Here is a 24,214-nt window from a genome sequence, read left to right as displayed (position 1 = left end):
GGGAGAGGGAATGGATACGCTCGAAAAACATGTATTATTGTCGGATGCAAGACTTGAAAAAGAAAAACAGTATTGGCTTGGGCAATTTTCCGATTTCACGGAAATGACACGTATAGCATTCACTTCATCTTCCTCCGGAGAGGGACGGGTTGAAGTTAAACGTTATTTGTTCAATGAGTCCCTGAGCCAGCGATTGAATGCCGTCAGCAGAGGTTCAGACCATGCCTTGTTTATTCTGCTGCTGGCCGGTCTCAACTATGTGCTGCACCGGTACACCGGGGAAACCGCAATTACCATCGGGGTTCCCGTCATGTCGGATATGGCGGATAACTCCAAGTCCTTGAATCCGCTCGTTCTGCTCCAGACCCAAATTCAACCCGGAGATCGTGGACGAGACTTTATTGCACATACCAAACAGCGGATGGTTGAAGCGGATCAGCACTCGAATTTTCCATTTACGCTGTTGCTGGACTTGCTTGGAGTTGACACGGGAGAGGGAGCTCATTGCAGTATTATTGCCGCGATGGAAGGGCTGTATGACCCGGCTGAGGTCGAAGAGATCGGTTACGATTGCCGCTTCGAGTTCCAGCGCCGTTCAGACCACCTTGCGCTGCAAGTAACCTATCAGACGACAGCCTACGCTGAATGGTTTATCAGCCAACTTTTCATGCACTATGAGAAGACATTGGAGCAGCTCTTGTTCTATCCTGACCACGAAATGGATGCCTGCAGCCTGCTGGGCGAAGAGGAGCTGCAACCATTCGTGCCAAGTGCTCTTTCCGTGAGTGACGGGGAGGTTGCAAGCATTCCCGCACTGTTCGAAGCGCAGGCCGCCCTTCACCCTGACAAGGTGGCTGTTGCGGCGGAATCCGGCGTGTACACCTACAGGGAGCTCAATGATATGGCCAATCGGGTGGCTAACTATTTGCAGCAGGAGCGCGGGCTGCAGCATGAAGAACATGTCGGCCTCATGATGCATAATTCCGTGTATTCCATTATCGGGATGCTGGGCGTATTAAAAGCGGGCGGAGCTTATGTTCCGCTGGACCCGGCACTCCCGTATGCGCGGATGAAAAAAATGATGGAGGATGCGCACATCCGCACCGTGCTCTCGCTTCAGCCGTATCTGCGGCAGCTTAACCGTTTGCAGTGGGAGCTCCCGCAATTTGCAGCCTATATCTGTCTGGATACCGATCAATTGGAAGAGGCCGAAGAGCTTGAGAATGAATTTATGGACTCCAATGTCTGGAATTTTGTGGCTGACCAGGCGACTGATGATATTTCAGGCGGTGCCTGGGTTAGCAGCTACAATCGTCAGGACTTGTCCAGGGAGGAAATGGACGAATATGCCGGTAACATCAGGCAGAAGCTGCTGCCTTATCTGAATTCAAGCACCCGTGTTCTTGAAATCGGCTGCGCTTCAGGCATAAGCATGTTTACCTTGGCGCCACATGTCGGATTTTATTATGGTACCGATTTGTCTTCAAGCATGATCCGCAATTGCCGGGAAAGGGTGGAGCGCGAGGGATTGCAGCACATCAAACTGGACTGTCTGCCTGCCGACCAGATCGGCCGGCTGCATGAGGAGCCTTTTGACATCATCATCCTGAATAGCGTTGTGCAGGTTTTCAAGGGACATAATTATTTGCGAAAAGTATTGCGCTCCGCCCTGGAGCTGCTGTCGGAACGAGGTATTTTGTTCATTGGCGATGTCATGGATCTCGATTGCAAAGAAGCGTTTTTACAGGATTTGCGGGATTATGATGCCGCCCACCCGGAGGTCAGCACCAAGACCGAATTTGACAATGAATTATTCCTTTCCCGGGCCTTTTTCCAGGATATGCAGGCAGAGTACCGGGAAATCGGGGACGTGCATTTCTCTGACAAAATATATACCATCCCGAACGAGCTCACCTTGTACAGATATGATGTCATCATGGAAGTGAACCGGACCGGAGCAGAAGCCGGGCACAAGCCGGACAAGCTTAAGCACCAGCATGATCTGAAATGGATACAATGCCAAGGCAGCGATGGCCCGCACGTCCATGTATCCTCGCGGCAGGCAGCTTATGTTCTTTATACATCAGGCTCTACAGGTACACCCAAAGGGGTCGTAATCGAACATCAGAATGTGGTGCGGCTGCTGCAGACCACTTCGTCTTTATTTGCCTTTGAAAGCCGGGATGTATGGTCTCTCTTTCATTCCGCCTCGTTTGATTTTTCGGTCTGGGAGATTTTCGGGGCTCTACTGTACGGGGGCAAGCTTGTCATCGTGCCAAGAGAGATTGCAGCGGATACCCGCTCCTTTGTGCGGCTTGTGCAGGAGAAACGGATCAGCATATTGAGCCAGACTCCATCGGCATTTTACCAATTTGCACGTGAAGCGGTGCAGAGCGGGCTCGAGCTGCCTGCGCTGAACAGGGTGGTCTTTGGCGGCGAAGCTCTGCAGCCTGGCATGCTCAAGGAATGGAATGAGCAGTATCCCGGGGTCCGCCTTATCAATATGTACGGAATCACCGAAACCACGGTCCATGTCACGTATAAAGAGCTGACATCCGAAGACATCCGGCGCAACCGCTCCGATATCGGAAGGGCTTTGCCTTCCTATCAGGTGTATGTGCTTGACCCTTGGCAGCGGGTTGTACCTATGGGCGTTCCGGGAGAAATGTATGTAGGCGGCAGCGGTGTGGCACGTGAATATCTTAACCTGGACGATTTGACCCGGCAAAGATTTATGTCCATACCGCTGGAGCACAGCGGCAGGGTGTACCGCTCCGGAGATATGGCACGCTGGAATCCGGACGGCTCGCTGGAGTATATGGGGCGAATGGATGAACAGGTTAAGATTCGGGGTTACCGGATGGAAATCGGGGAAATTACATCAGTGCTGCTGGACCATCCCTATGTTGAGCAAGCGGTAGTTCATCTGATTCATGCGGAAGACGGAAGCAAGGATTTGTGTGCGTATTATGTGGCGGCACAGCCGTTAAATTCCAAGGAGCTGAGAGAATTTATCGGCAAAAGGCTGCCCGGATTCATGGTTCCTTCCTATGTGGTTCAACTGGACAGCATGCCACTGACGCCAAATGGGAAGGTGGACCGGCGCAAGCTCCCCGATCCCCGGCAAGGATTTTACAAGGAGCAGGTGTTAACGAAGCCCGAAGGGCCGCTGGAACAGGAGCTTGCCCATATTTTCGAAGATATTCTCGGGATCGGGCAGGTGGGGCGCCATGACAGCTTTTTTGAAATGGGCGGCCATTCCCTGAAAGCAACCAGACTGGTATCCCGCATTTACAAGCACTTTGAATGTGAGCTGAGCTTGAGGGATATTTTCCGTTTCCCTTCTGTACATGAACTGGCCTTGCATATTCAGGGACAACGCTCCACCCGTCCGTTTGAGAAAATCCGCCCAGCGGCGGCCAGAGCCTTTTATCCGCTGACCTCAGCGCAGAAAAGATTGTTCATCCTGGAGCAGTTCAGTGACATCGGCACCAGCTACAACATGCCGGTTGTGTTCCGGGTGCAGGGGCCGCTTGATCCCGAACGAGTCAAGGATGCCTACATTCATTTGCTGAAGCGTCATGCCAGTCTGCGGACCGCTTTTCATATGCATGGCGATGAACCCGTGCAAACCGTGCTGGATATGGAAGCATTATCGCCAGACATCACCTTTCTGGATATGCCTGATGCCGGCGAAGAGGTCGTGCGTGCGCAGATTGATGAATTTATCCACCCGTTTGTCCTGGAGCATGCTCCGCTTATACGAATTACGTTAATTCGTATTCAGCCGGAACAATACCTGTTTATGCTTGACATGCATCACATCATATCCGACGGCACTTCCCTGAATATCTGGTTCCATGAATTCATGTCCTTATATCAAGGAGATACGCTGAAGCCGCTGGACATCCAGTATATCGACTACGCGGTATGGCAGCATGAGCAGCAGGGTCTTGCGGTGATGGACAACCAGCGAACCTATTGGCACAGCCAGCTTGCCGGGGAACTGCCTGTGCTTCAGCTCCCGTGTGATGAGCCCAGGCCATCCACTCAGGATTTCAGAGGCAATCAGTTTACGGTCCGGCTTGGACACAGGCTGGCCGGAAAACTGGAGGATAGCTGCCGTGAGCATGGGGTGACGCTGTATATGCTGCTGCTGGCTGCATATCAGGTGCTGCTGCACAGATATACGGGTCAGGAGGATATTATTGTTGGCACGCCGGTTGCCGGCAGAGGGCATGCGGATCTTGAGCCGGTGATCGGTATGTTTGTCAACACACTGGCCATCCGGTGCAGACCCCAATCAGACCGGACATTCAGCTCTTTTTTGCAGGAGGTAAAAAAAACGTCCCTGGAAGCCTTTGAACATGCCGACTATCCGTTCGAAGAGCTGGTTCAGGAGCTGCAGGTCAAACGGGATTCGAGCCGCAATCCCATATTTGATACCATGTTTGCCTTGCAAAACATGGAAAGGACGGTCCTTCGCATCGCCGATCTGCAGTTTGAAGCCTGTGACTATGACTGGAAGTCCGCGAAATTCGACCTGCTGCTGCAGGCGGAGCAGGAGCAGGGCGATCTGGCGCTCATCTTTGAATACGCGACATCGCTATTTCACCAGCCCACGATTGAACGCATGTCTGCCAGTCTGGTGTTAATTCTGGAGCAAGCCATCCTGAATCCGGACCTGCGCATCGGGGAGCTGGAGACCATGACAGATGTGGAGAAAATGAGGCTGCACAGGCAACTGGCAGGGGAGCGGCTGGATTTCACGGGGGCAGCTCACGTCTGTCTCGGTTTTGAAGAACAAGTAAGCCGCACACCTGATCGGACCGCAATCCGGGACGAAGGGGGCATGTTGAGTTACAGGGAACTGAATGCCCGTGCCAACCAGTTTGCCAGAATCCTTCAGGGAGCAGGAATTGTCCCTGGTACCCCGGTGGCGATTTGCGGAGAGCGCTCCATTTCGTACATCACGGGCGTGCTGGCGATTCTCAAGGCTGGCGGAACTTTTGTGCCTATCGATGGGGCATTACCGCAAGAAAGAATTATGCATATGGTTGGCGATTCCGGAGCCAGGCTGCTGATTAACTGCACAGAACCATCCATCAAGCTTCCCGGTATGCCGACACTTCATCTGGATTACGCCATGCTGACAGATGATCCCGGCAATCCGGGTATTCCAGTGGCAGCCGAAGATGCGCTCTATACCATCTATACTTCCGGAACGACGGGCACGCCCAAGGGCGTTCAGTTATCACATCGAAATTTTATGAATCTGGTGCTTCATCACCGGCAGCAATCCGGAATCTGGATGAACGGCAGGGTGCTTCATTCGTCATCCATCGGATTTGACGTCTGTTATCAGGAGATGCTGGTCACCCTCTTGTCAGGCGGGGAACTGGTCATTGCATCCGATCACATCAAAAAAACGCCGGATCTCCTGCTGGACCTGCTTGGGCAGCATGTAGTGGAAACGATGTTTCTGCCAACAGCCTATTTTAACTTCCTGATTAGCGAGGAGGATTATACCGGCCGATTGCTGGGCGGGACGCTCAAGCATATCGTTGTAGCCGGAGAGGCGCTTGTGCTCACTCCGCCATTTATGCAGGCTTACAGTCAGAGTCCGGTCCAACTGCATAATCACTATGGCCCATCGGAGACGCATGTAGTCACAACCAAGCTGTTGGACAAGCATACTCATCTGCGTGAGCGGCCGCCTATTGGCAGACCGATCAGCAATACCGAATGTTACATTCTGGACCACAATCAGCGCATCGTTCCCGTAGGGGTAACCGGCGAACTTTATATTGCCGGGGCATCCGTGGGGCTTGGCTATGTGAATCAACCAGAGCTGACTGTGGCTAAATTTTTGCCCAACCCGTTCAAGCAAGATACTGTGATGTACCGGACAGGCGATTTGGCAAGGCTGCTGTCCAGTGGAGAAATAGAGCTGATGGGACGGGCCGATCAGCAAGTGAAAATCCGCGGGTACCGAATAGAGCCGGGCGAGATTACAGCGGTGATGCTGCAGCACGAACGGATCAGCCAGGCGGCAACAACGGTGCGGGTGCAGCAGGACGGAAGCAAGGAATTGTACGCATTTTATACCTCGGGTGACGGAATCGAAGCTGTGGAGGTGCAAAATTACCTGGCCGGACGCCTGCCCTCCTATATGGTGCCGCCATACCTGATCCCCGTTGAGGAAATGCCGTATACCGCCAATGGAAAGGTGGATTATCGTGCACTGGCAGAGAGCTCACCGGCACATTCCACCCGAATCCCTGGCGAGCTGCATTTGCCTGAGACGGAGCTGGAGCAGCAAATCGGCCAGATGTTCCAGAGTATTTTGGAAAAAGCTGAGATCGGAAGGGATTTCGATTTTTTCGAGCACGGAGGGCATTCGCTCAAGGCTATGAGACTGGTGGCTAAACTCCGCAAGGAACTGAACGCCGCTGTGACGCTCCGTGATATCTTCTTATATCCAACCGTGCAGGCACTGGCGGAACATATAAGCCATATGGATATGCCAGCAGATAGCCCGTCCATCATCGCTCCTGTACATGCTCTGCAGAAATATCCTCTGTCCTCGGCACAGAAGCGCTTGTACATCCTGGATCAATATGAGGGCATTAGCACAGCTTATCACCTGTCTTCCGCGCTTCTGGTGGAAGGAATGCTTGATCCGAAACGGGTGCAAAGCGTGTATAACGCTTTGTTGGAGCGTCACGAGAGCTTGCGGACGACTTTTCATATGGATGGTGACGAGCCTGTACAAATGGTGACCGAGCCTTCACCTGCCGGGCTCTGGTTTCGGGATGCCAGGGGAATGCAGGAAGCGGCGGTATACCAGCTTGCGGAATCTTTTATCCGTCCCTTTCAGCTTCGTGAAGCGCCGCTGCTGCGGATTGGCGTCATTCAGCTGGAAAACAGCAAACATCTGCTGCTGATGGACATGCACCATATCGTATCCGATGGAACCTCTATCGGCATTCTCGTTCAGGACTTTATCGATCTTTATCAGGGAGCGGAGCTTCTGCCTGTGCCGGTCACCTACAAGGATTTTGCGGTTTGGCAGCAACAGCAGCTCCAGTCAGCCGGGGCGGGGCGCAAAGAAGCGTTCTGGATGCATCATCTGTCTGGCGAGCTGCCTGTTCTCCAGCTTCCCACAGACTTTCCCAGACCTGCGCAGCAACGGTTTGAGGGCGAACTAACCTTTATGCAGCTTGATCAGGACTTGCTGCAGCCTTTGCGCCATCTGGCCCAGAGAACCGGAACAACGCTGTACATGATTATGCTGTCAGCCTTTCAGGTTTTTCTGCACAAATATTCCGGAGCGGAAGACATCATAGTTGGTGTGCCTGTGGCAGGAAGAACCCATGAGGATGTGGCCGGTGTCGTCGGCATGTTTGTGAACACGCTGCCGTTCCGGAGCAGGCCTGAACGAACCAAGCCGTTTATCCGGTATTTGCATGAAGTGAAGGACCAACTGCTGGAAGCCTTTGAACATCAGGATTATCCGTTGGAACGCATGATCGATCTGCTTGATCTGCAGCCTGACCCGAGCCGCAATCCGTTGTTTACGGTCACGTTCGATATGCAGAACATGAGCGTTCCCGAATTGCATCTTGACGGAATGACGATCAGCAGCTGGGACAGCAGTCATGTAAGCTCCAAGTTTGATTTCTCGGTATCTCTTGCCGAACGTGAAGATCACATGCTCTGCACTGTTGAATATGCAACCTCCCTGTTCAGGAAAGAGACGGCAGACCGAATGATGAATCAATACCGGGAGCTGCTCCAGGCCATTGTCTCCTGCGAGGAGGCAACCATCGGGGAGTTGAACATGGTTCCGCAAAAAGAGCAGGCACGGATCCTGAATGAGTTCAGTCCGGAGCTGCCCGCCGTCAACACCAATGAATGGATTCATAGTGCCTTTGAACGAATGGCTGCATCGCAACCGGAAGCCATCGCTGCCGTCTGGAAGGGACAATCCTTGCGCTACGGTGAGCTGAATGCCTATGCGAATGAACTGGCTCATGCCTTGCTCGCGCAAGAAGCGGGGGCCAACGCTGTGGTCGCTGTCTATATGAATAAGTCGCTGGACACGCTCATAGCCATCCTCGCCATCTTGAAAGCAGGCGCCGCTTATTTGCCGATTGACCCGGAATATCCGCCGGACCGGGTACAATTTATGCTTGAGAGCAGTGGTTCCTGCTGTGTCATAGCCGATGCCGAATATGGCGCAATGGTGGACAAGACACCTGTACTGATCTATAGCCATACAGATCGGTCTCCGGGCGAGACTGCCGGCGTTGGCAATCCGAATGCAGTGGTACATGCCGGTCATCCGGCCTATGTAATCTACACTTCGGGATCAACGGGACAACCGAAAGGGGTCCTGATTCCACACCGTGGTTTGACTTATTTGATTGCTTTGTACAAAGAAGAACTGGGCCTGACACCTGATGATCGGATTGCCCAAATCGCCAGCATCGCGTTTGACCTGGCTACACTTGAAATTTTTGCTGCTCTGACGACTGGCGCGGAGCTGCATCTGGTGCCGAGACCAACCTCGGCTGACCCGGTGGCGCTCACTGATTTGCTGAACAGCAGTGGCATTACCTTTGTGGCGATGACACCATCACACCTTGCCTATCTGAACCCGGAGGAGCTGCAAACCATTCGGCTGGTGGCCTCGGCTGGTGAAGCCATTTCGGCCTATGAGTACGAACGCTGGCACGGGTTTGGCTTTGCCAATTTGTATGGGCCTACCGAGACAACCATTCTAGCGACCTTGTGGATACCTGACCCCACGCGGCCAATACCGGCTAACATTCCAATCGGGAAGCCTGTTGCGCATAGCCGGATTTATATTATGAGCGATAGCGGGAGGCTGCAGCCGATTGGTGTCGAGGGTGAGATTTGCATCGCAGGTGCGGGTCTGGCCAAGGGATACCTGGGACTTCCAGAAGCGACCCGCGAGAAGTTTGTGGACAATCCTTTCGAGCCTGGCACGATGATGTACAAAACAGGGGACAGGGGCCGCTGGCTTCCGGACGGCAACATTGAATATGCGGGCCGGATAGACAACCAGGTCAAATTACGGGGATACCGCATTGAGACGGGGGAGATTGAACTGGCGCTGCTGCAGCACCAGGCGATTCGGGATGCTGCCGTCATCGTCAGCACGAATGCACAGCAGGAGCGCTTTTTATGCGCCTTTGTCGTGGAAGCCACACCCGTCTCATCGTCTGAACTCAAAAGCTTCCTGGCAGGCTCTCTGCCGGTGTACATGGTGCCTTCATTCTTTGTCCGTCTGGAGCAGATGCCTGTCACCGTGAATGGAAAGCTGGATATCAAGAAGCTGGAGCGAATGGACACGTCTCTCTTTGAAGAAAACGCATATGTTCCGCCTCAAACCGAGCTGCAGGCGAAGCTGATTGCGCTGTGGGAAAAGCATCTCAAGGCAGAGGGCATCGGAATTCGGCATAATTTCTTCGAGCTTGGCGGACAGTCATTAAAAGCCGCCCGGATGCTCTCCGACATCACGCAGGAACTGGGAATCGCCTTGTCTTTGCGACATTTATATCAATACCAGACCATTGAAGAATTAACCCTGTTTATGGAAGGTGACAAACAGCATGACGCAAACCGTTCCTAACGAAAACATTCAACTATTCTGCGTCCCCCATGCCGCAGGCTCGGCCAGCATGTTCGGCTCCTGGAAGGAAAGCTTGCCAAGTCACATTCAGCTTGTACCGCTGGAGCTTGCAGGAAGGGGCCGGAGATTTAATGATCCTTTATATCCCGATTTTCAGGCGGCTCTTAACGATCTCTACAATGAACTGCTGAGACAGAAGCTGAAGCAGCCGTATGCCCTTTTGGGGCACAGCATGGGGAGCCTGCTTGCCTATGAGCTTGCGATGAGGCTGCAGGAGGAAGAAAGCCAACCGCCAGCGCTGCTTTTTCTCGGGGGTCAAAGACCCCCTCATCGCTTTGCCCTTGGCCCGCGTTATGCTGGTCTGTCCGATGACGAGCTGTGGTCCATCCTGTTGGAAGGAAGCCAGACCCCCTGGGACGATCACCAATATGGCGAACAGATTCGCGACATGTACCTGCCCATTCTGCGGGCAGACCTGCATGTATGCGACTCCTACCGCTATATTGAAGGGAGAGGCAGGTATACAGGCCCCGTTGTCGTGATGAATGGAGCCGACGATGAAAGCATTCAGGGAGAGCAGCAGGAGTGGTACGAGCTGGTTAACGCTCCTTGTCATACGCTCACTTTTCCAGGCGGCCACTATTTTATATATGAGGATCAGGAGCGGGTTATCGCAGCAGTCATTCAGCATTTGAAGGGGGTCATTTAACTGTTCCGAACGATGATGAAATCCAAAATTCACAAGGCTACGGTGACGGAAGCCAACCTCAATTATGTAGGCAGCATTACCATTGACCGTGATTTGATGGACGCGGCCGACATATTGGAGAACGAGAAGGTGCAGGTTGTCAACAACAATAACGGAGCAAGACTGGAAACCTACGTGATTCCGGGAGCGCCCGGCTCGGGTGTCATCTGCCTGAACGGGGCGGCAGCCCGGCTGGTCCAGGTGGGAGATGTGGTCATTATTATGACCTATGCCTTAATAAGCTCCGAGGAAGTGGCAGGGCATGTTCCCCAGGTCATATTGGTGGATGACCATAACCGGGTGTCAGATATCCTGTCAGGCGAAAAGCACGGTCAGATGGTGTAAGACAAACTGACTTCATAGAAAGAAGGGAATTTGTCCATGAACGATAACTGCGTGTCTGCTGGCCTCACAGCACTGCCCCTGACACATCCGCAAAAACGGATCTGTGCGGTTGAAGCCTTGTTTCCCGGTTCCCCTCTCCACAATATTGGCGGTATCATCCGGGTAAAAGGCCTCTTTGATCCGGAACGGATGGATAAGGCCATTCGCTTGTTTGTCAGTATACATGAAGGCATACGGGGGCAACTGGTGCAGCAAGGCTCCGATCTGCAGCTTGTGGTTGCTGATGTGCCTCATCCGGAGCAACGGATCGCAGCCTTTTTGGATTTTAGCGGGGAAATGAGTCCCGAAGAACGCTTTGAAGAATGGGTCCGCCAGCAGGCGGCCCTTCCGTTCCGTCTGACCGAGGGACCTTTGTACACATTCGCATTATGCGCCATTCGGGAAAGCAGCAGCGCCATTCTGATCAAGCTGCACCACGTCATCGCAGACGGGTGGTCGGTTGCGCTGCTGACCGATCAGCTATGGGCCATTTACGACAGTCTGCAGACCGGTAAGGAAAACATGGAATCGTTGGTCCAGCCCCCCACTTCAGGAGGGATACAGGGCTCGAATTTGCAAGATGCTGTTGTCCAAGAAAATAACTACAAAAATTCGCGCAGGTTCGAACAGGATCGCCGCTTCTGGCTGGAGAAATTCGACGAGATGCCAGAAACTCAACTGCGCTCTGCTGCGGATTTGAGAGGCAAGCGGAAGTCCTTCCAGCTTTCCGGAGCTTTGTCTGCTGCGGCAAGGAAGCTGGTCGGCAGAACTGCCTCCTCCTTGAATCTGTTGTTTATCGCCCTTTATTACGTTTACGTGAACCGTATGGAAGGGGAAGAGCAGGTCGTTATTGGCACACCTGTACTGAACCGGAACGGAGCACGGCAAAAACAAACATTTGGCATGTTTACAGGCACGATGCCCTTTCGTTTTACGATATGTGATGAATGGAGCTTTGCGGAGCTCTTGTCCCATATCCAGGACGAAATGAAGCTGTGTTACAAGCATCATCGCTATCCTTACGATTTGTTGCTGCAAGATTTGCATGCCAGCGGGTTTCAGCAAAAATCGCTTTTTGCTACATCCATCAACTACTATAATACGCGCCATGTGACCGAAACGCAGGAGCTGTCTGTGAGCAACACCGAGTTTTACAGTGGCGAGCAATGGTATGCGCTGCAATGGATTGTCAGGGATTGGTCGGCCGACTCGCGCTTGTCCCTGGATATGGACTATCAGACTGCAGTGTACAGTGACGAAGAAATCGAACAGATGTATGAGCTGGTGTGCCGTATTCTGGAACAGGTTGCCCAAGAACCGGAGCTCCCCGTTCACATGCTGAACCTGCTTTCATCCGCAGAAGAACACTGGCAGCTTCATGTATTCAATGATACCGCCAGCAATGATCCCGCAAAACTGACCATCACTGAACGGATCGAACAGCAAGTGCGCAGTACGCCGTATCGGACAGCCGTGACTGATGGTCTGCATCAGCTAACCTATCAGGAGCTGGACACAAGGGCGAACGTGCTTGCGAATCGCCTGATTGCAAAGGGAGCGGGCAAGGGACAAGTGATCGGTCTATACATGAACCATTCTATGGATACGGTCATCGCCATTCTGGCTGTGCTCAAATCCGGTTCGGCGTATCTTCCGCTGGATGCTTCATTGCCGGCGGAGAGGCTTGCTTTTATGGCCCATGATGCCGGTGTGCAACTGATCGTGACCAACCGTGAAGCCACGTTTTCTTTTCCCGGCGAGTGGATCCTGGCCGCTGCTCAGCTTGAGAAGGATGGACACATGAGCGCGGATGCCGCATCGGAGTGGAGTGTGGAGCGACACCCTGATGATTTGGCTTATATAATATATACTTCCGGCTCGACCGGCCAGCCCAAAGGGACCCTGATCTGCCACCGGGCACTGGTCAATTATATCGAGTGGGCTGCCAAAACCTATGTGCGCGAAGAGTCCGAGGTATTTGCTTTGTATTCTTCGCTTGCCTTTGATTTGACCGTCACCTCGATCTTCACGCCGCTAGTTAGCGGAGGAACAATAGCGGTCTATCCCGATGATGGAGAGGAGCATGCGATATACCGCATTGTGAGGGACGATCAGGTCACCATTCTCAAGCTGACCCCGTCCCACCTGTCTCTGCTTAAAGGCATGGATCTTCGCGACTCTTCCATTCGGCGACTCATTGTAGGGGGAGAAGATTTCAAATCAGCCCTTGCCACAGCCATCGACCGGGCCTGGGGCGGAAATATTGAAATCATGAATGAATATGGTCCCACGGAAGCTACAGTAGGCTGTATGATCTATACGTATGACAGGCATAAGGATCAAGCTGGCTCGTTGCCAATCGGCATTCCGGCTGACAATGTGCAGATCTATGTGCTGGATGAGCGTCTCCGGCTGCGGTCTCCGGGAACGGTGGGGGAAATCTACATTGCCGGAGACGGATTGGCGGAGGGGTATTTGAACCGGCCTGAAGCGACAGCGGCTCATTTCCTGCCACATCCTTTTGTACCCGGCAAACGCATTTACAAAACAGGGGATCTGGGCCGATTCCGTCCGGACGGCCAACTGGAGTACAAAAACCGGACCGATGCCCAGCTCAGCGTGCGGGGGTACCGTATTGAACCGGGTGAGGTTGAAAATGCGCTGCTCGCCCATCCCTCCGTCAGCGAAGCCGCAGTGACAGCGGTAACCGTAAACGGAAGCTCCCCGCAATTATGCGTTTATCTGGTCATGAATAGTAGGGAAGAAAGGGAGGCGCTCCGTTCGTTTCTGGCCCGGCGCCTGCCTGCATACATGATTCCGCAGCATTACGTGTTTCTTGACGAGATGCCAATGACACACAACGGCAAATTGAACAGAGCACGTCTGCCGGAACCGGCGCTGGCCGAGCCTGTCGGGCAAGGCAGCCGCAGCGATGCTTCGGAGCCGGCAAGTGCAGCCGCAGCCGCTTTGCACGAGGTGCTAGCGCAAGTTTTGGAGCAGGATGACGTCGGCGCGGGCGCTCATTTCTATCACTTGGGCGGAGATTCGATTAAAGCCATTCAAGCGGTCTCCCTGCTGCAGGAAAGAGGATATGTTATTGCGGCGAATGACATTTTATCCAATCCGCTGGTTGGTGACATGGAGCCTTTACTTCGTGAGAAGAAACGTGCAGGCACCCTGGATCACCGCTGTACAGGCTCGCTGCCTGACACACCCATGCACGTCTGGTTCAAAAATCTGTCGCTTGATCAGCCGCAGCGATATCATCAGCGTCTCTTGCTTGAAATCCGGCGGCCCTTGTCCGGTGAGGACATCAGCGTGCTGCTGGAACGGCTCATCCATCATCACGATACCCTCCGCATCAATCAGGAACGGGCCGGGCAGCGCTTTTTTTACAATGAAAACCATCGCTCGCTGCGTTATTCGACACATGAATTGGGAGGGACATCGGGTCTCCATGGGGAAGCGTATGCCGAAATGCAGCGTGTGGCAGACGAAGCCGAGCGCAAGCTGAATCTCGCCGCAGACCCGCTGATGCAAGCCTTTATCTTTTATCGGAACGGGACCCCATCGTATCTTCTGCTTACAGCACATCATGTAATTATCGACGGGCTCTCCTGGAGAATCGTGCTTGAGGATTTGAACCGGGCAGCAAACCAGAGACTGAGGGGTGAAGATGTATGTCTTCCGGACAAAACCACCTCCTATCTGGACTGGGCGAAAAGCCTGCATCACCATAGTGATCTCCTGTATGAGAGGGAGCAGTCCTATTGGGAAACGGTTCTTGGCGAGCTTGCTCCGATCCTCCTTGAATCACAGGATAACTCCCTGGAAGAGGGGGAATCACGGCAGGCGACGGAGCGTTTACATTTTGCTCTGCCAGCGGACGTTACTCAGCAGTTGCTGACCACAGCCAATCGCGCTTACAACACCCGTCCTGTGGAATTGATGCTGGCCGGCCTGCTAGCCGCCATTCGTTCCGCAACCGGGCAGCGCAACGTTAGCCTTGATCTGGAAGGACATGGGCGGGAGCAGATCGACTCCGAGGTGGATCTCTCCAGAACGGTGGGCTGGTTTACAAGTCTGTATCCGATCTCCATCCAGTCACTGCATACGGAATGGGGCAGCTTGATAAAGCAGGTCAAAGAGCATCTGCGGCAGGTACCGGGAGGAGGCATCGGATACGGGGTGCTTCGTTATTTGAGAAAATCACTGCCGGAAGCGCCGCCAAATGATCTCGTATTCAACTATTTGGGAGAGTTCACAAGAGGCCGTGATGATGACACATTTGTACTGGCTGATAACTCGATGGCTATGACAGCTTCCCGGAGCAGCGGGGCTTACGCCATGGAAGTCAACGGGGGCGTATTTGACCGCAAGCTGACGTTTGAGGTGAACCGCCGGAGCGGAGAAGCGGTCACAGGATTGGCGGCAGCTTTGATGGAGCACTTCCATGCCTGCCTGCTTGAAGTCGCGGAATATTGCTCCCGCCAGACACATACGGAGTTTACACCTTCCGATTTCGAAAGCGTCGAATTGACACAGTCCGAATTGGACAGCATTTTTTCCTAAAACGCATGGTAGCCGGATAACGCGCAAAGTCCATAAGGGGAGCGGAGTATGAAGAAACGAGCGGCAATACACAAAAACAATGGCTTTGCCTTAATCCTTGTTGGCCTTCTGATGCTGGGATTGTGGGGGTTACCGAGCTATGGACACACGTTCGCCTCTGCCTCTGCGGCAGGGGACCCCTCTGTTCCGCCGGATGCAAGCCGTATCGCGCAAATTGAACGTCTGATTGACAGCCAGATGGAAAAATCACACATTCCCGGCGTTGCGGTCACGATAGTGCAAGGTGCTGAAACGGTATATCAGCGGGGATTTGGTTATGCAGATACCGAGCGTGGGCAGACATTATCCGCTGCAAGCGTATTTGAGCTTGGTTCGACCAGCAAAGCTTATACTGGATTGGCCGTTCTCAAGCTGGTCAGAGAAGGCAAGCTGAAGCTGGAGGACCCTGTGACAGCCTATATTCCCTGGCTTCAATTCCATGTCAAAGGTGCCGGGTTCAAGCCCGGCACCGAGGCGGCCAGTGTTACAATTGGACAACTGCTGTATCAGACAAGCGGCATTCCTTTTTCCACCATTGGCGATATTCCCGCAGGGGCAGGAGAGGCTGCGCTCCGGCAAACGGTACAAAAGCTTAGCGGAACAGCGCTGGATTTTTCACCAGGTGAACGGTTCCAATACGCAACTGTCAATTATGACATTCTGGGATATGTCATTGAACAAGTCACAGGCCAGTCCTACGAACATTATCTCCGCGAGCAAGTGCTGCAGCCGCTCGGACTGCATCACACCTATGTATCGACAGCAGAAGCAAGCCGCCATGATGAGGTGGTTCAGGGCTACAAGCTGGGATATCTGAAGCCCAGACCGTTTGATGCTCCCGTTTACGAGGGAAATACACCCGCTGGATACATATATACGGATAGCCGGGACATGGCGTTATGGCTCAAAATCCAGTTGGGAGCGGTGTCTGTGAACCCGGAAATGGCAGCAGTCCTTTCCGGATCGCACCAACCGGACCGGACAGTGTCCCCGGATGCGGACGGCTCTTCTTACGCCGCCGGGTGGTATGTATACCAGAGCGGAGGCGGAGAGCTGTCCCATTCAGGCAGCAATCCGGCATATTCCTCCTTTATTGCATTTCGTCCCGGGGAACAGCTTGGCGTAGCGGTGATGGCCAATCTGAACTCGGCCAATACGCTGGTCATCGGACAGGGCATCCTTGATCTGCTGCTAGACAAGGAACCGGTAACGGAGATCGGGGATATTTATCGTAATGTGGACCGGATGTCGGTCATTCTTTTGGCCATATCGCTGCCCTTTATCGGATTGTCGTTATGGTTTGTCATTTCCATTGGACGCGATCTGCGCCACAAGCGGCGGCAAGCGGCTTCCGGCATCCTTATGAACGGGCTGCGGCTGCTCAGTTTTGTCGTGTTTTCCGGCGGGCTGACCTATGCTTTCCTGTTGCTTCCCGAGGTGCTTTTCAACGGAGTGAATTGGGGGGTTGCCGAAGTGTGGGCGCCGTCCAGCTTCAAGATGTCCATGTGTTTTCTATATGCGGCACTTCTTTTATTTGCCCTGAGTCTGTTGCTCAATTCATTGTTCCCCGGACAAGGCAGGTCGCCTTTATTTCCTTTTATCGTCCTGTGCCTGGTGAGCGGTATCGGCAACACACTCATTATTTTTATTATTAATGAAGCACTGGCGCGAACGGGTGCGTTTCAGGCCGGACTGTTCTCGTTTTTTCTCGTCGGTCTGCTGGTATATGTGCTGAGTCAAAGAATCGTGCGCACACAGCTCATCCGGTTCACCAACGATCTCATTTACGTCAAACAAACGGAAATTATCGACCGTATCTTGCATTCACCCTACGGCAAAGTAGAGAAGATTGCCAAGGAAAAGCTGTATTCTGTGTTAAATCACGATATTGAAACGATCAGCGGTGGCATCAATGTGCTCGTATTCGGATTGACCAGCTTGATCACCCTGATCTTTTGTTTTGTCTATCTCGGTTTCATTAATGTGTACGGCTTGCTGGCATCCATGCTCGTGATTTCATTTGCTGCCCTTGCCTATTATGCCGCAGGGCGTGATGCCAACAAGCATTGGGAGTCCACTCGTGACATTCAGAATGTCTTTTATAAGTATATTGGTCACATGGCACAGGGGTTCAAGGAGCTCAGTCTGCATCATGCCAAAAAGTCCGAATTCCGGACTGATCTGCATGAAAGCTGTAATGAGTACCGGGTGAAGCGAATCCAGGGGGATACACGCTTTGCCAACGTGTTTGTCATTGGAGAGGTCATGTTTACGGTTGTGATCGGTGTCGCAGCTTTTATGTTCCCGTTATGGTTTGATTCCATCCGGAGCCATTCCTTGCGCAGTTTTATTTTTATCTTTCTGTACATGGGGGCGCCGGTTCGGGGTGTCCTGGATGCCGTGCCTGATCTGATTCGTATGCGCATTGCCTGGAACCGGATTCATCAATTGTCCGCAGAGCTGGGCAAGGAGCCCGGAGCGGCAGAGCCTGTGCAAATGGAGGACAGGCTGGAGGCCGGCTTCAGCACGCTGGAACTCAATCATGTCTGTTACACGTATGAGAATGATCATGGGACAACATTTTCCGTCGGTCCGGTTAACCTCGTCCTCAGGGCAGGGGAAGTTACTTTTATTACAGGAGGAAACGGCAGCGGCAAATCCACGCTGGTCAAGCTGATCACGGGCCTTTACGAGCCTTCCGCCGGTTTTGTCTCGATGAATGGCCGTCCAGTATCGCCTGCGGGTCTTAGTGAGCAGTTTACGGCGGTGTTCAGCGAGTACCATCTTTTTGACAAATTGTACGGGGTTCGCCACAGCCTGGATGATACGGTGGTGAGCCATCATCTGCAACAGCTTCATCTGGATCAAAAGGTGTACATACAGGATGGCTGTTTCAGCACAACTCAGCTTTCCTCGGGACAGCGACGCCGCCTCGCGTTGTTCATCAGTTATATGGAGGACAGACCGGTATATCTGTTTGACGAATGGGCAGCAGACCAGGACCCTGAGTTTCGCCGCTTCTTCTACCATTCAGTGCTGCCGGACCTGAAGAAGCAAGGGAAATGCGTGATCGCTGTCACCCATGATGATCGTTATTTTGAGCTGGCAGATAGGCTGGTTAAGATGGAATCCGGTCAAATGATACAACTGGAAACGCAAAAGACGGCATCCGGTTCCTGGTAATCGTGTATGAGACGAGACCCTCTATAAGAAAGGACGATGGACAATGATCAAGCTTGGCATCATGTTTTCCGGACAGGGAAGTCAGTATGCGGGGATGGGGCGGTCGCTTGCCGCCAAGTCGGCCATTGCCCGACGTATTTTTGACCAGGCCAGCAACATATTGGGATATGATCTCACTGCCGTGATGAATGAAACCGGCTCAGACCGTCTGGAGCAGACGGAATATGCTCAGCCTGCCATTTTTGCCTACAGTTATGCCTGGTATCAGATGCTGGTTGAAGAAACCTTTCTTGCACCAGCCTTCGGTGCAGGTCACAGTCTGGGGGAGCTTACCGCTCTGGCCTGTGCAGAAGTTCTGCCGTTTGAAGAAGCGCTTCGTCTTATTCAGAAGCGAGGAACATGCATGCAGCGCGCAACTGAAAGCGGCTTTGGACGCATGGCTGCCATCAAAGGTGTGCATGTGTCCGTCATTGAAGAGGTATGTGCACGGCTGTCAGATCCTGAGCGGCTCGTTCAGATTTCCAACTATAATTCGGCCGACCAAACTGTGATTTCAGGCGAAAGCCAACAGGTGCAGCACGCAGTCGATCTGCTGGTCAAGCTTGGCGGCACCGCCTATCCGCTTCATGTATCGGCACCATTTCATACTCCATATATGAACTCGGCCAATGCCGAATTTACCGCAGCCCTGCAGCATGTAAATGTTGCGAATGGAAGCTGGCCTGTCATTTCTAATGTGGATGCACAGCCATACCGCGATAAGAAGTATGTTCGTGCCGGGCTGCAATCCCATATGCTGCATCCTGTCCGCTGGTCGGAGAGCATCGCGTGCATGTTGCGGCAAGGCGTAAACGTCCTGATTGAGATTGGCCCCAGAGCAGCACTGCGCAATACGATCCGGCAAGCGTATCCCCATATTCGGAGCTTTTCCGTTGATCATGACTATGATGAAATCATCGAAATTTTGCGGGATTTGCAGCAGCAAAGCCGATCCACTGTGACGGCAGCCTGCCTGTCCATGGCCCAGCTTATCCCGAATCGCAACAGCATCATGGATGAATATACAAGCGGTGTCGTTCATGCCTGCCAGCAACTGACAAACCGCAACCTGCACATGCAGCAGGAGGGATGGCATGAGACCGAAGAGGAGCGAAGGGAGGCACTGCAACTGCTGCAGGGCATACTTCGCACTAAAAAAGCAACAGAAGAGGAAGCCTGGAACTGTTACATGCAAATCAGTGCTGAGACCGGCCTGCCACTGTCAGCAGTGATACAAGAACATGCAGTGAAGTGAAGAAGTGCTGTTTGCATGATGTAAAGCGCGAGTGCAAGAGGTAGAATAACCGCTGCACTCGCTTTTTTCGTTTTGGAAATCCAATTACCATATTTTCGAATATGTTTCAATACCAATGCAAAAATAGTAAAATACGAAATTTTGTAATTGACCAATGGGAAATTATACTATAAAATTGGAGTAAATGGTTCGAAGTGGAGGGAATACATTGGATGATTTATATTTAGATGATCTAAGAATTGACTCCTTAGTAGACTTACTTAAAGCATCGTACACGTTAGAGGATTACGAACATATGATTGAAATAGCTGATAAACTTCTTCTATCGGCAGAGAGAGTATACTCTAGGCAAAAACAATCAATAGATTCAGGGAAACGATACGTTTATTTGGATGGGAAGAGGCATATCGTCTACTATTTCGGATTCAGTCAGATGGCGAAAGGTATTGCTTTACAGAAAAAGGAACTGTACAATGAGTCATTGATTTGTATAAAAAACTATGCTGATCTGTCTTGGTTGGACGATGGGAGCAAAGATGCTGCCGAAGAAATAGCAGCTTTTAAAACGTTTGCGGAAGCCAATACATACAGCGTGAATTTACTTGCAGGGAGGCAGGAATATCTCCATCAGTATGTACAATTTCTCAAAGCATCCAGAGTTGAAGAGTTGTTGCCCGGTATGATAACAATACTCAACTCAGCCATTCAGCATGGTTTTGCTGTCGATTTTGTACTGAACGATTTAGAGGGAGCTATTGAAGAAGCGATTGAGGCTTGTAGTAAAGACAGCAAAGAAGTAGTGTATGTGACAAAGTTCTACTACACCCTATCAGAATATCATTTGAAAATGAAATATTATCAAATTGCCTTACATTATATCCTACTTACTTTAGCAGTATCTGATAAATTTAAAAATGTGGCAGTCTTTAAAAAGTGCGTGGTTTTGTTTGAGCACTATCGTATTCATGCGGATCAAGATCAGCAGAACACCTATGCAAAATTCATGAACGGAATTTGGGAAAGGGAGATTAAAAATGAGAAAAGTATTTCTAACGATGATGCTTACAATAGGGTTAATTAGTCTTTTTGGGGTTCCTGTGAGTGCAAATGATTATTATACAACAACTGAGCATGGGATGGGACACTAGACAGTAATTTTTACAACTATCAGTAAATCCACACCTAAACCATCAAAGACCGTCCTAGAAGGGCGGTCTTTGATCTAATATTCAACTTCATTTCGTAGTGAATAATACCAAAATTTCCTATTCAATCCTTTTGCAAGCTCTGGAAGCATCTGGTAACTATAAAGAAGTAAGTGAATATAAAGTAAGTATCTCTGTGAAGGATATCATCGCCGTATGCTCCTATGGTGGAACAAAGTAAGAAGTGTTACCTGATGCGTTATATTGAGAGTAAGGGAAAGACATCGAAGCCCCCTTAACGCAATAGGGAGCCAATACCTTTGTCGCATTAGCCCCCATTTACATCTACTTCAGAGTGAAGAGTGTTATTTCGGTAACACAGCCTTCATCGGATAGAACTCGGCAGTCAACAATCCTGCAATAAAGGCGGGGTCTTCTGTGACGAGTGGTGAGACTTGCTCTGCGTTCTCAACTTCAATGATTGCAAGCCCATGCGGAGATTTCGGATTTAATACGGGTCCGAAAACTAAAGCAATCCCCTGATTCTGCAAGTCCGTCCAATAGGCGATATGTTGGTGCATGATGTTGCCTTCTTCTTCGGTCATATCCTGAAAAAAAGTCGTTCTCAAGGGTGTAGACCATAACATGAAGTGCATTTTCCCTGGATTGTTGCTTGTTGTATTATCAGACATTACAAAAAAACCTCCATTATCTTAAATTTGTATTTCATAGTCATGACGCTCTCCTAAAATGAAATTATTACTTACATGTGCAATGATAAGGTATAGAGTGCACTCGATATCAATATAGTTCGAACCAATGCTATAATAAAAATATGGAAAACAAATTTTCGAGTAAACAAGTTTCTGAAATGACGGGATTAAGCGTCCATACATTGCGATACTATGAACAAATCGGGTTAATTGACGGTATAGAACGGGACGAAAATGGATATCGTCAGTATTCAAAATCCGATATCGTATGGTTTCAAGTTTTAAGTTATATTCGAGCGATGGGGATGCCCATTCGGGAGATGCAGCATTATACCGCCTTGCGCAGTAGTGAAGTCTCTACAATAACAGCACGACGAGAATTCATGGAAGCTTACCGCAGGAAAGTTATCGATCAAATGAATGAGCTTGAAAAGACGCTGGAGAAAATCGATCAGAAAATCAATTTTTTTAAAAATCTAGAGGACTCAGATAAACTACAACAGGGCAAATAATACAGCGATTCAACGTGTTAAGAACGTTAGCAATAAAAGCCACTTTAATTGGCGGTTCCGAATTCACCGTCGATTAAAGTGGCTGATGACAATGTGTCTTGTGTTGACACTGGTTCAATTATTTTGATTTTTTGTTCCCCAATCACACAACTGTTCCAAAATGGGTAATAGTGTTTCCGCTTTCTCAGTAAGACTGTACTCGACTTTAGGGGGAACCTGAGGATACTCTTTCCGATTCACCATACCATCTGCTTCCAATTCTTTTAGCTGTGAACTCAATGTTTTAAAAGTAATGGCTCCTATTTGTCTTTTCATATCATTAAAGCGAACAGGTTGCTTTTCGGCCAGCAGGTAAAGAATAAGCATTTTCCACTTACCACCAATCACTGACAATGTGTAACCAAAAGGTGTCTCCTGAATATTTCCTTCACCTTTATAATCAGCCATGCTCATATTTACACTATCCTTTCGGGTAGTACCTTTCAAAAAAGTGCGTACTACATTTTTATTTGTGCCCAGTTTATACTAACCTTACATTGAAGTAAAGGAGAGAATAAAATGGCTAATATCAAAACCTACAATCACGATCTTTGGGATCACGGCATCTCCCAGGGTTACAGCGTTAATGGCACCATCTACATTTCGGGACAATTTTCCCACGATACGGAGGGCGCGTTCGTTGGCGAGGGCGATATCGAGGCACAGGCCCGGCAGACGCTGGAAAATCTCGATCGCGTGCTGGCGGGATTTGGTGTCACGAAGTCGAACCTCGCTTATGTAGAGCTCTATCTGACAAACCCGCAAGAGCATTCCGAGCCAGTCATCCAGATGTTCAAGGAATACGTGGGACAACACCGGCCAGCCGGCAGTCTTATCGGTGTCACATACCTGGCGTTCCCTGAGCAACTGATTGAAGTCAGCGCCGTCGCACATACGGACTAACGCGCGCGTCCGCTACGGCAGTTCAGCGCCAGGCGGTTGCGCTATGAGAAAGCACAGCCGCTATTGGTGTGAAGCGAAAAGGTGGATCAGTTTCTTTACCAATGTCAGAGAACAAAATATAGTCGCTTAAGAAGCCGCCTGCATGGCGGCTTTTCCTGCTCTCCTTATTGAGCAGTAGCGAACTTGCGGGAGGTTTCCCGATATGCTGTAGGAGACATGCCTCTTTTAGCTGTAAATTGTTTTATGAAGTAAGTGTCATACTCAAATCCGGTAGCACGTGCAATTTCATTCAAGCTCATGTCTGTATGAGTCAGTAAATTCCCCGCAACTTTCAAGCGGTGCGACAGTAAGTAGCCCATTGCCGTACATCCGCATCTTTCCTGAAACATCTTATTGAGAGAAACGCGGTTCAAGTACGCGCATTTCGTTAAATCTTCCAGGGTTATTTTGTCGGAATAATTTGTGTGTATATATTCCAGAACTACATCAACAGGTGATTGTTCGCTGTGGCGGTTCAAATCCTCAAGCACCCCCAATATTTGTATGAGGTATTTTTTGATTCTGCATACCCAGAGTGCATCGCTTTGTGCATACACTTCTGTGCCAAGCACAAAAAACCACTCAAATAATTGTGGATATGCTTTCTCGGTTATACGAGGTATCCCGGTGCGTGCAGGAGACTTACGAAAAAGCGAAAGACCTGTTTTCAAATTGGTCGGAAAGTAATCTTGTGTTTCAGGGATGGGGATCGTGTCAAGAAAATCCGGATGAAAACAAAATGATGATGCAGAAGCGTTATGCTTATCTAAAACTTGTAACGTATCATCTGCAGACAAACAAAGAATAGCGGGTGCTGAAATGGTGACCGGGAGCTCGTTCAATAGCCCTTTTATACTCCCATTTGTAACAAAAACCAGAGTCAACCGCTCCGGGCAGGGAAAATGAGTAAAATCCTCGGCTGGTACAAATTCGATATTTACAGTTCTGTTTTTATGGCGGTCAATTTGCGGCATGGTTCTCA

The 24,214-nt window shown here is 50.8% G+C and carries 12 protein-coding genes; 9 read left to right on the top strand and 3 right to left on the bottom strand.

Annotated elements, in window-relative coordinates; genetic code table 11:
* Positions 1 to 10 precede the first annotated feature (10 nt).
* From ACE41H_RS02520 to ACE41H_RS02490, 7 genes are all read left to right on the top strand, one after another.
* Positions 11 to 9,661, top strand: a complete 9,651-nt coding sequence (locus ACE41H_RS02520; RefSeq protein ID WP_375353111.1) for a non-ribosomal peptide synthetase — start codon at positions 11 to 13, stop codon at positions 9,659 to 9,661.
* On the top strand, positions 9,642 to 10,370 hold the full coding sequence (locus ACE41H_RS02515; RefSeq protein ID WP_375353110.1) for a thioesterase II family protein: 729 nt from the start codon (positions 9,642 to 9,644) through the stop codon (positions 10,368 to 10,370). Before ACE41H_RS02520 ends, ACE41H_RS02515 begins: the two co-directional genes overlap by 20 nt.
* Positions 10,371 to 10,754 (top strand): aspartate 1-decarboxylase, encoded by a 384-nt coding sequence (gene panD, locus ACE41H_RS02510; RefSeq protein WP_375353161.1) that lies wholly within the window; start codon positions 10,371 to 10,373, stop codon positions 10,752 to 10,754.
* A gap of 36 nt (positions 10,755 to 10,790) precedes the next feature.
* A complete protein-coding gene (locus ACE41H_RS02505; RefSeq protein WP_375353108.1) occupies positions 10,791 to 15,365 on the top strand; it encodes a non-ribosomal peptide synthetase in 4,575 nt (1,524 codons plus the stop codon).
* Positions 15,366 to 15,413: 48 nt separating this feature from the next.
* Complete coding sequence (locus ACE41H_RS02500) at positions 15,414 to 18,587, top strand: cyclic peptide export ABC transporter (RefSeq protein WP_375353107.1); 3,174 nt, start codon at positions 15,414 to 15,416, stop codon at positions 18,585 to 18,587.
* 43 nt (positions 18,588 to 18,630) lie between these two features.
* Positions 18,631 to 19,881 (top strand): ACP S-malonyltransferase, encoded by a 1,251-nt coding sequence (gene fabD / locus ACE41H_RS02495; RefSeq protein WP_375353106.1) that lies wholly within the window; start codon positions 18,631 to 18,633, stop codon positions 19,879 to 19,881.
* 208 nt (positions 19,882 to 20,089) lie between these two features.
* Positions 20,090 to 20,962, top strand: a complete 873-nt coding sequence (locus ACE41H_RS02490; protein WP_375353105.1) for a hypothetical protein — start codon at positions 20,090 to 20,092, stop codon at positions 20,960 to 20,962.
* A gap of 429 nt (positions 20,963 to 21,391) precedes the next feature.
* On the opposite strand, the gene ACE41H_RS02485 is transcribed toward ACE41H_RS02490, so the two are convergent.
* The gene (locus tag ACE41H_RS02485; RefSeq protein ID WP_375353103.1) at positions 21,392 to 21,718 is read right to left on the bottom strand and encodes a YciI family protein; all 327 of its coding nucleotides are present in this window, start codon (positions 21,716 to 21,718) and stop codon (positions 21,392 to 21,394) included.
* A gap of 143 nt (positions 21,719 to 21,861) precedes the next feature.
* On the opposite strand from ACE41H_RS02485, the gene ACE41H_RS02480 reads away from it, so the two are divergent.
* On the top strand, positions 21,862 to 22,251 hold the full coding sequence (locus ACE41H_RS02480) for a MerR family transcriptional regulator (protein WP_375353102.1): 390 nt from the start codon (positions 21,862 to 21,864) through the stop codon (positions 22,249 to 22,251).
* A 114-nt stretch (positions 22,252 to 22,365) separates the two neighbouring features.
* Here the strand turns inward: ACE41H_RS02480 and ACE41H_RS02475 are convergent, their stop codons facing one another.
* Entirely contained in the window at positions 22,366 to 22,704 is a 339-nt protein-coding gene (locus ACE41H_RS02475) for a winged helix-turn-helix transcriptional regulator (protein WP_375353100.1), read from the bottom strand.
* A 105-nt stretch (positions 22,705 to 22,809) separates the two neighbouring features.
* Between ACE41H_RS02475 and ACE41H_RS02470 the strand changes: the two genes are divergently transcribed.
* Positions 22,810 to 23,193 carry a RidA family protein gene (locus ACE41H_RS02470; protein WP_375353099.1) on the top strand — a complete coding sequence of 128 codons (384 nt, stop codon included), beginning with the start codon at positions 22,810 to 22,812 and terminating at the stop codon, positions 23,191 to 23,193.
* 164 nt (positions 23,194 to 23,357) lie between these two features.
* Here ACE41H_RS02470 and ACE41H_RS02465 read toward each other — a convergent pair whose 3' ends face one another.
* The gene (locus tag ACE41H_RS02465; protein ID WP_375353098.1) at positions 23,358 to 24,206 is read right to left on the bottom strand and encodes a helix-turn-helix domain-containing protein; all 849 of its coding nucleotides are present in this window, start codon (positions 24,204 to 24,206) and stop codon (positions 23,358 to 23,360) included.
* Positions 24,207 to 24,214 lie beyond the last annotated feature (8 nt).

Source organism: Paenibacillus enshidis (genome assembly GCF_042136365.1).
GTDB lineage: Bacteria > Bacillota > Bacilli > Paenibacillales > Paenibacillaceae > Paenibacillus > Paenibacillus enshidis.
Note: the sequence above shows the minus strand (reverse complement) of the source record. Positions and strands in the feature narration are given on the sequence as shown.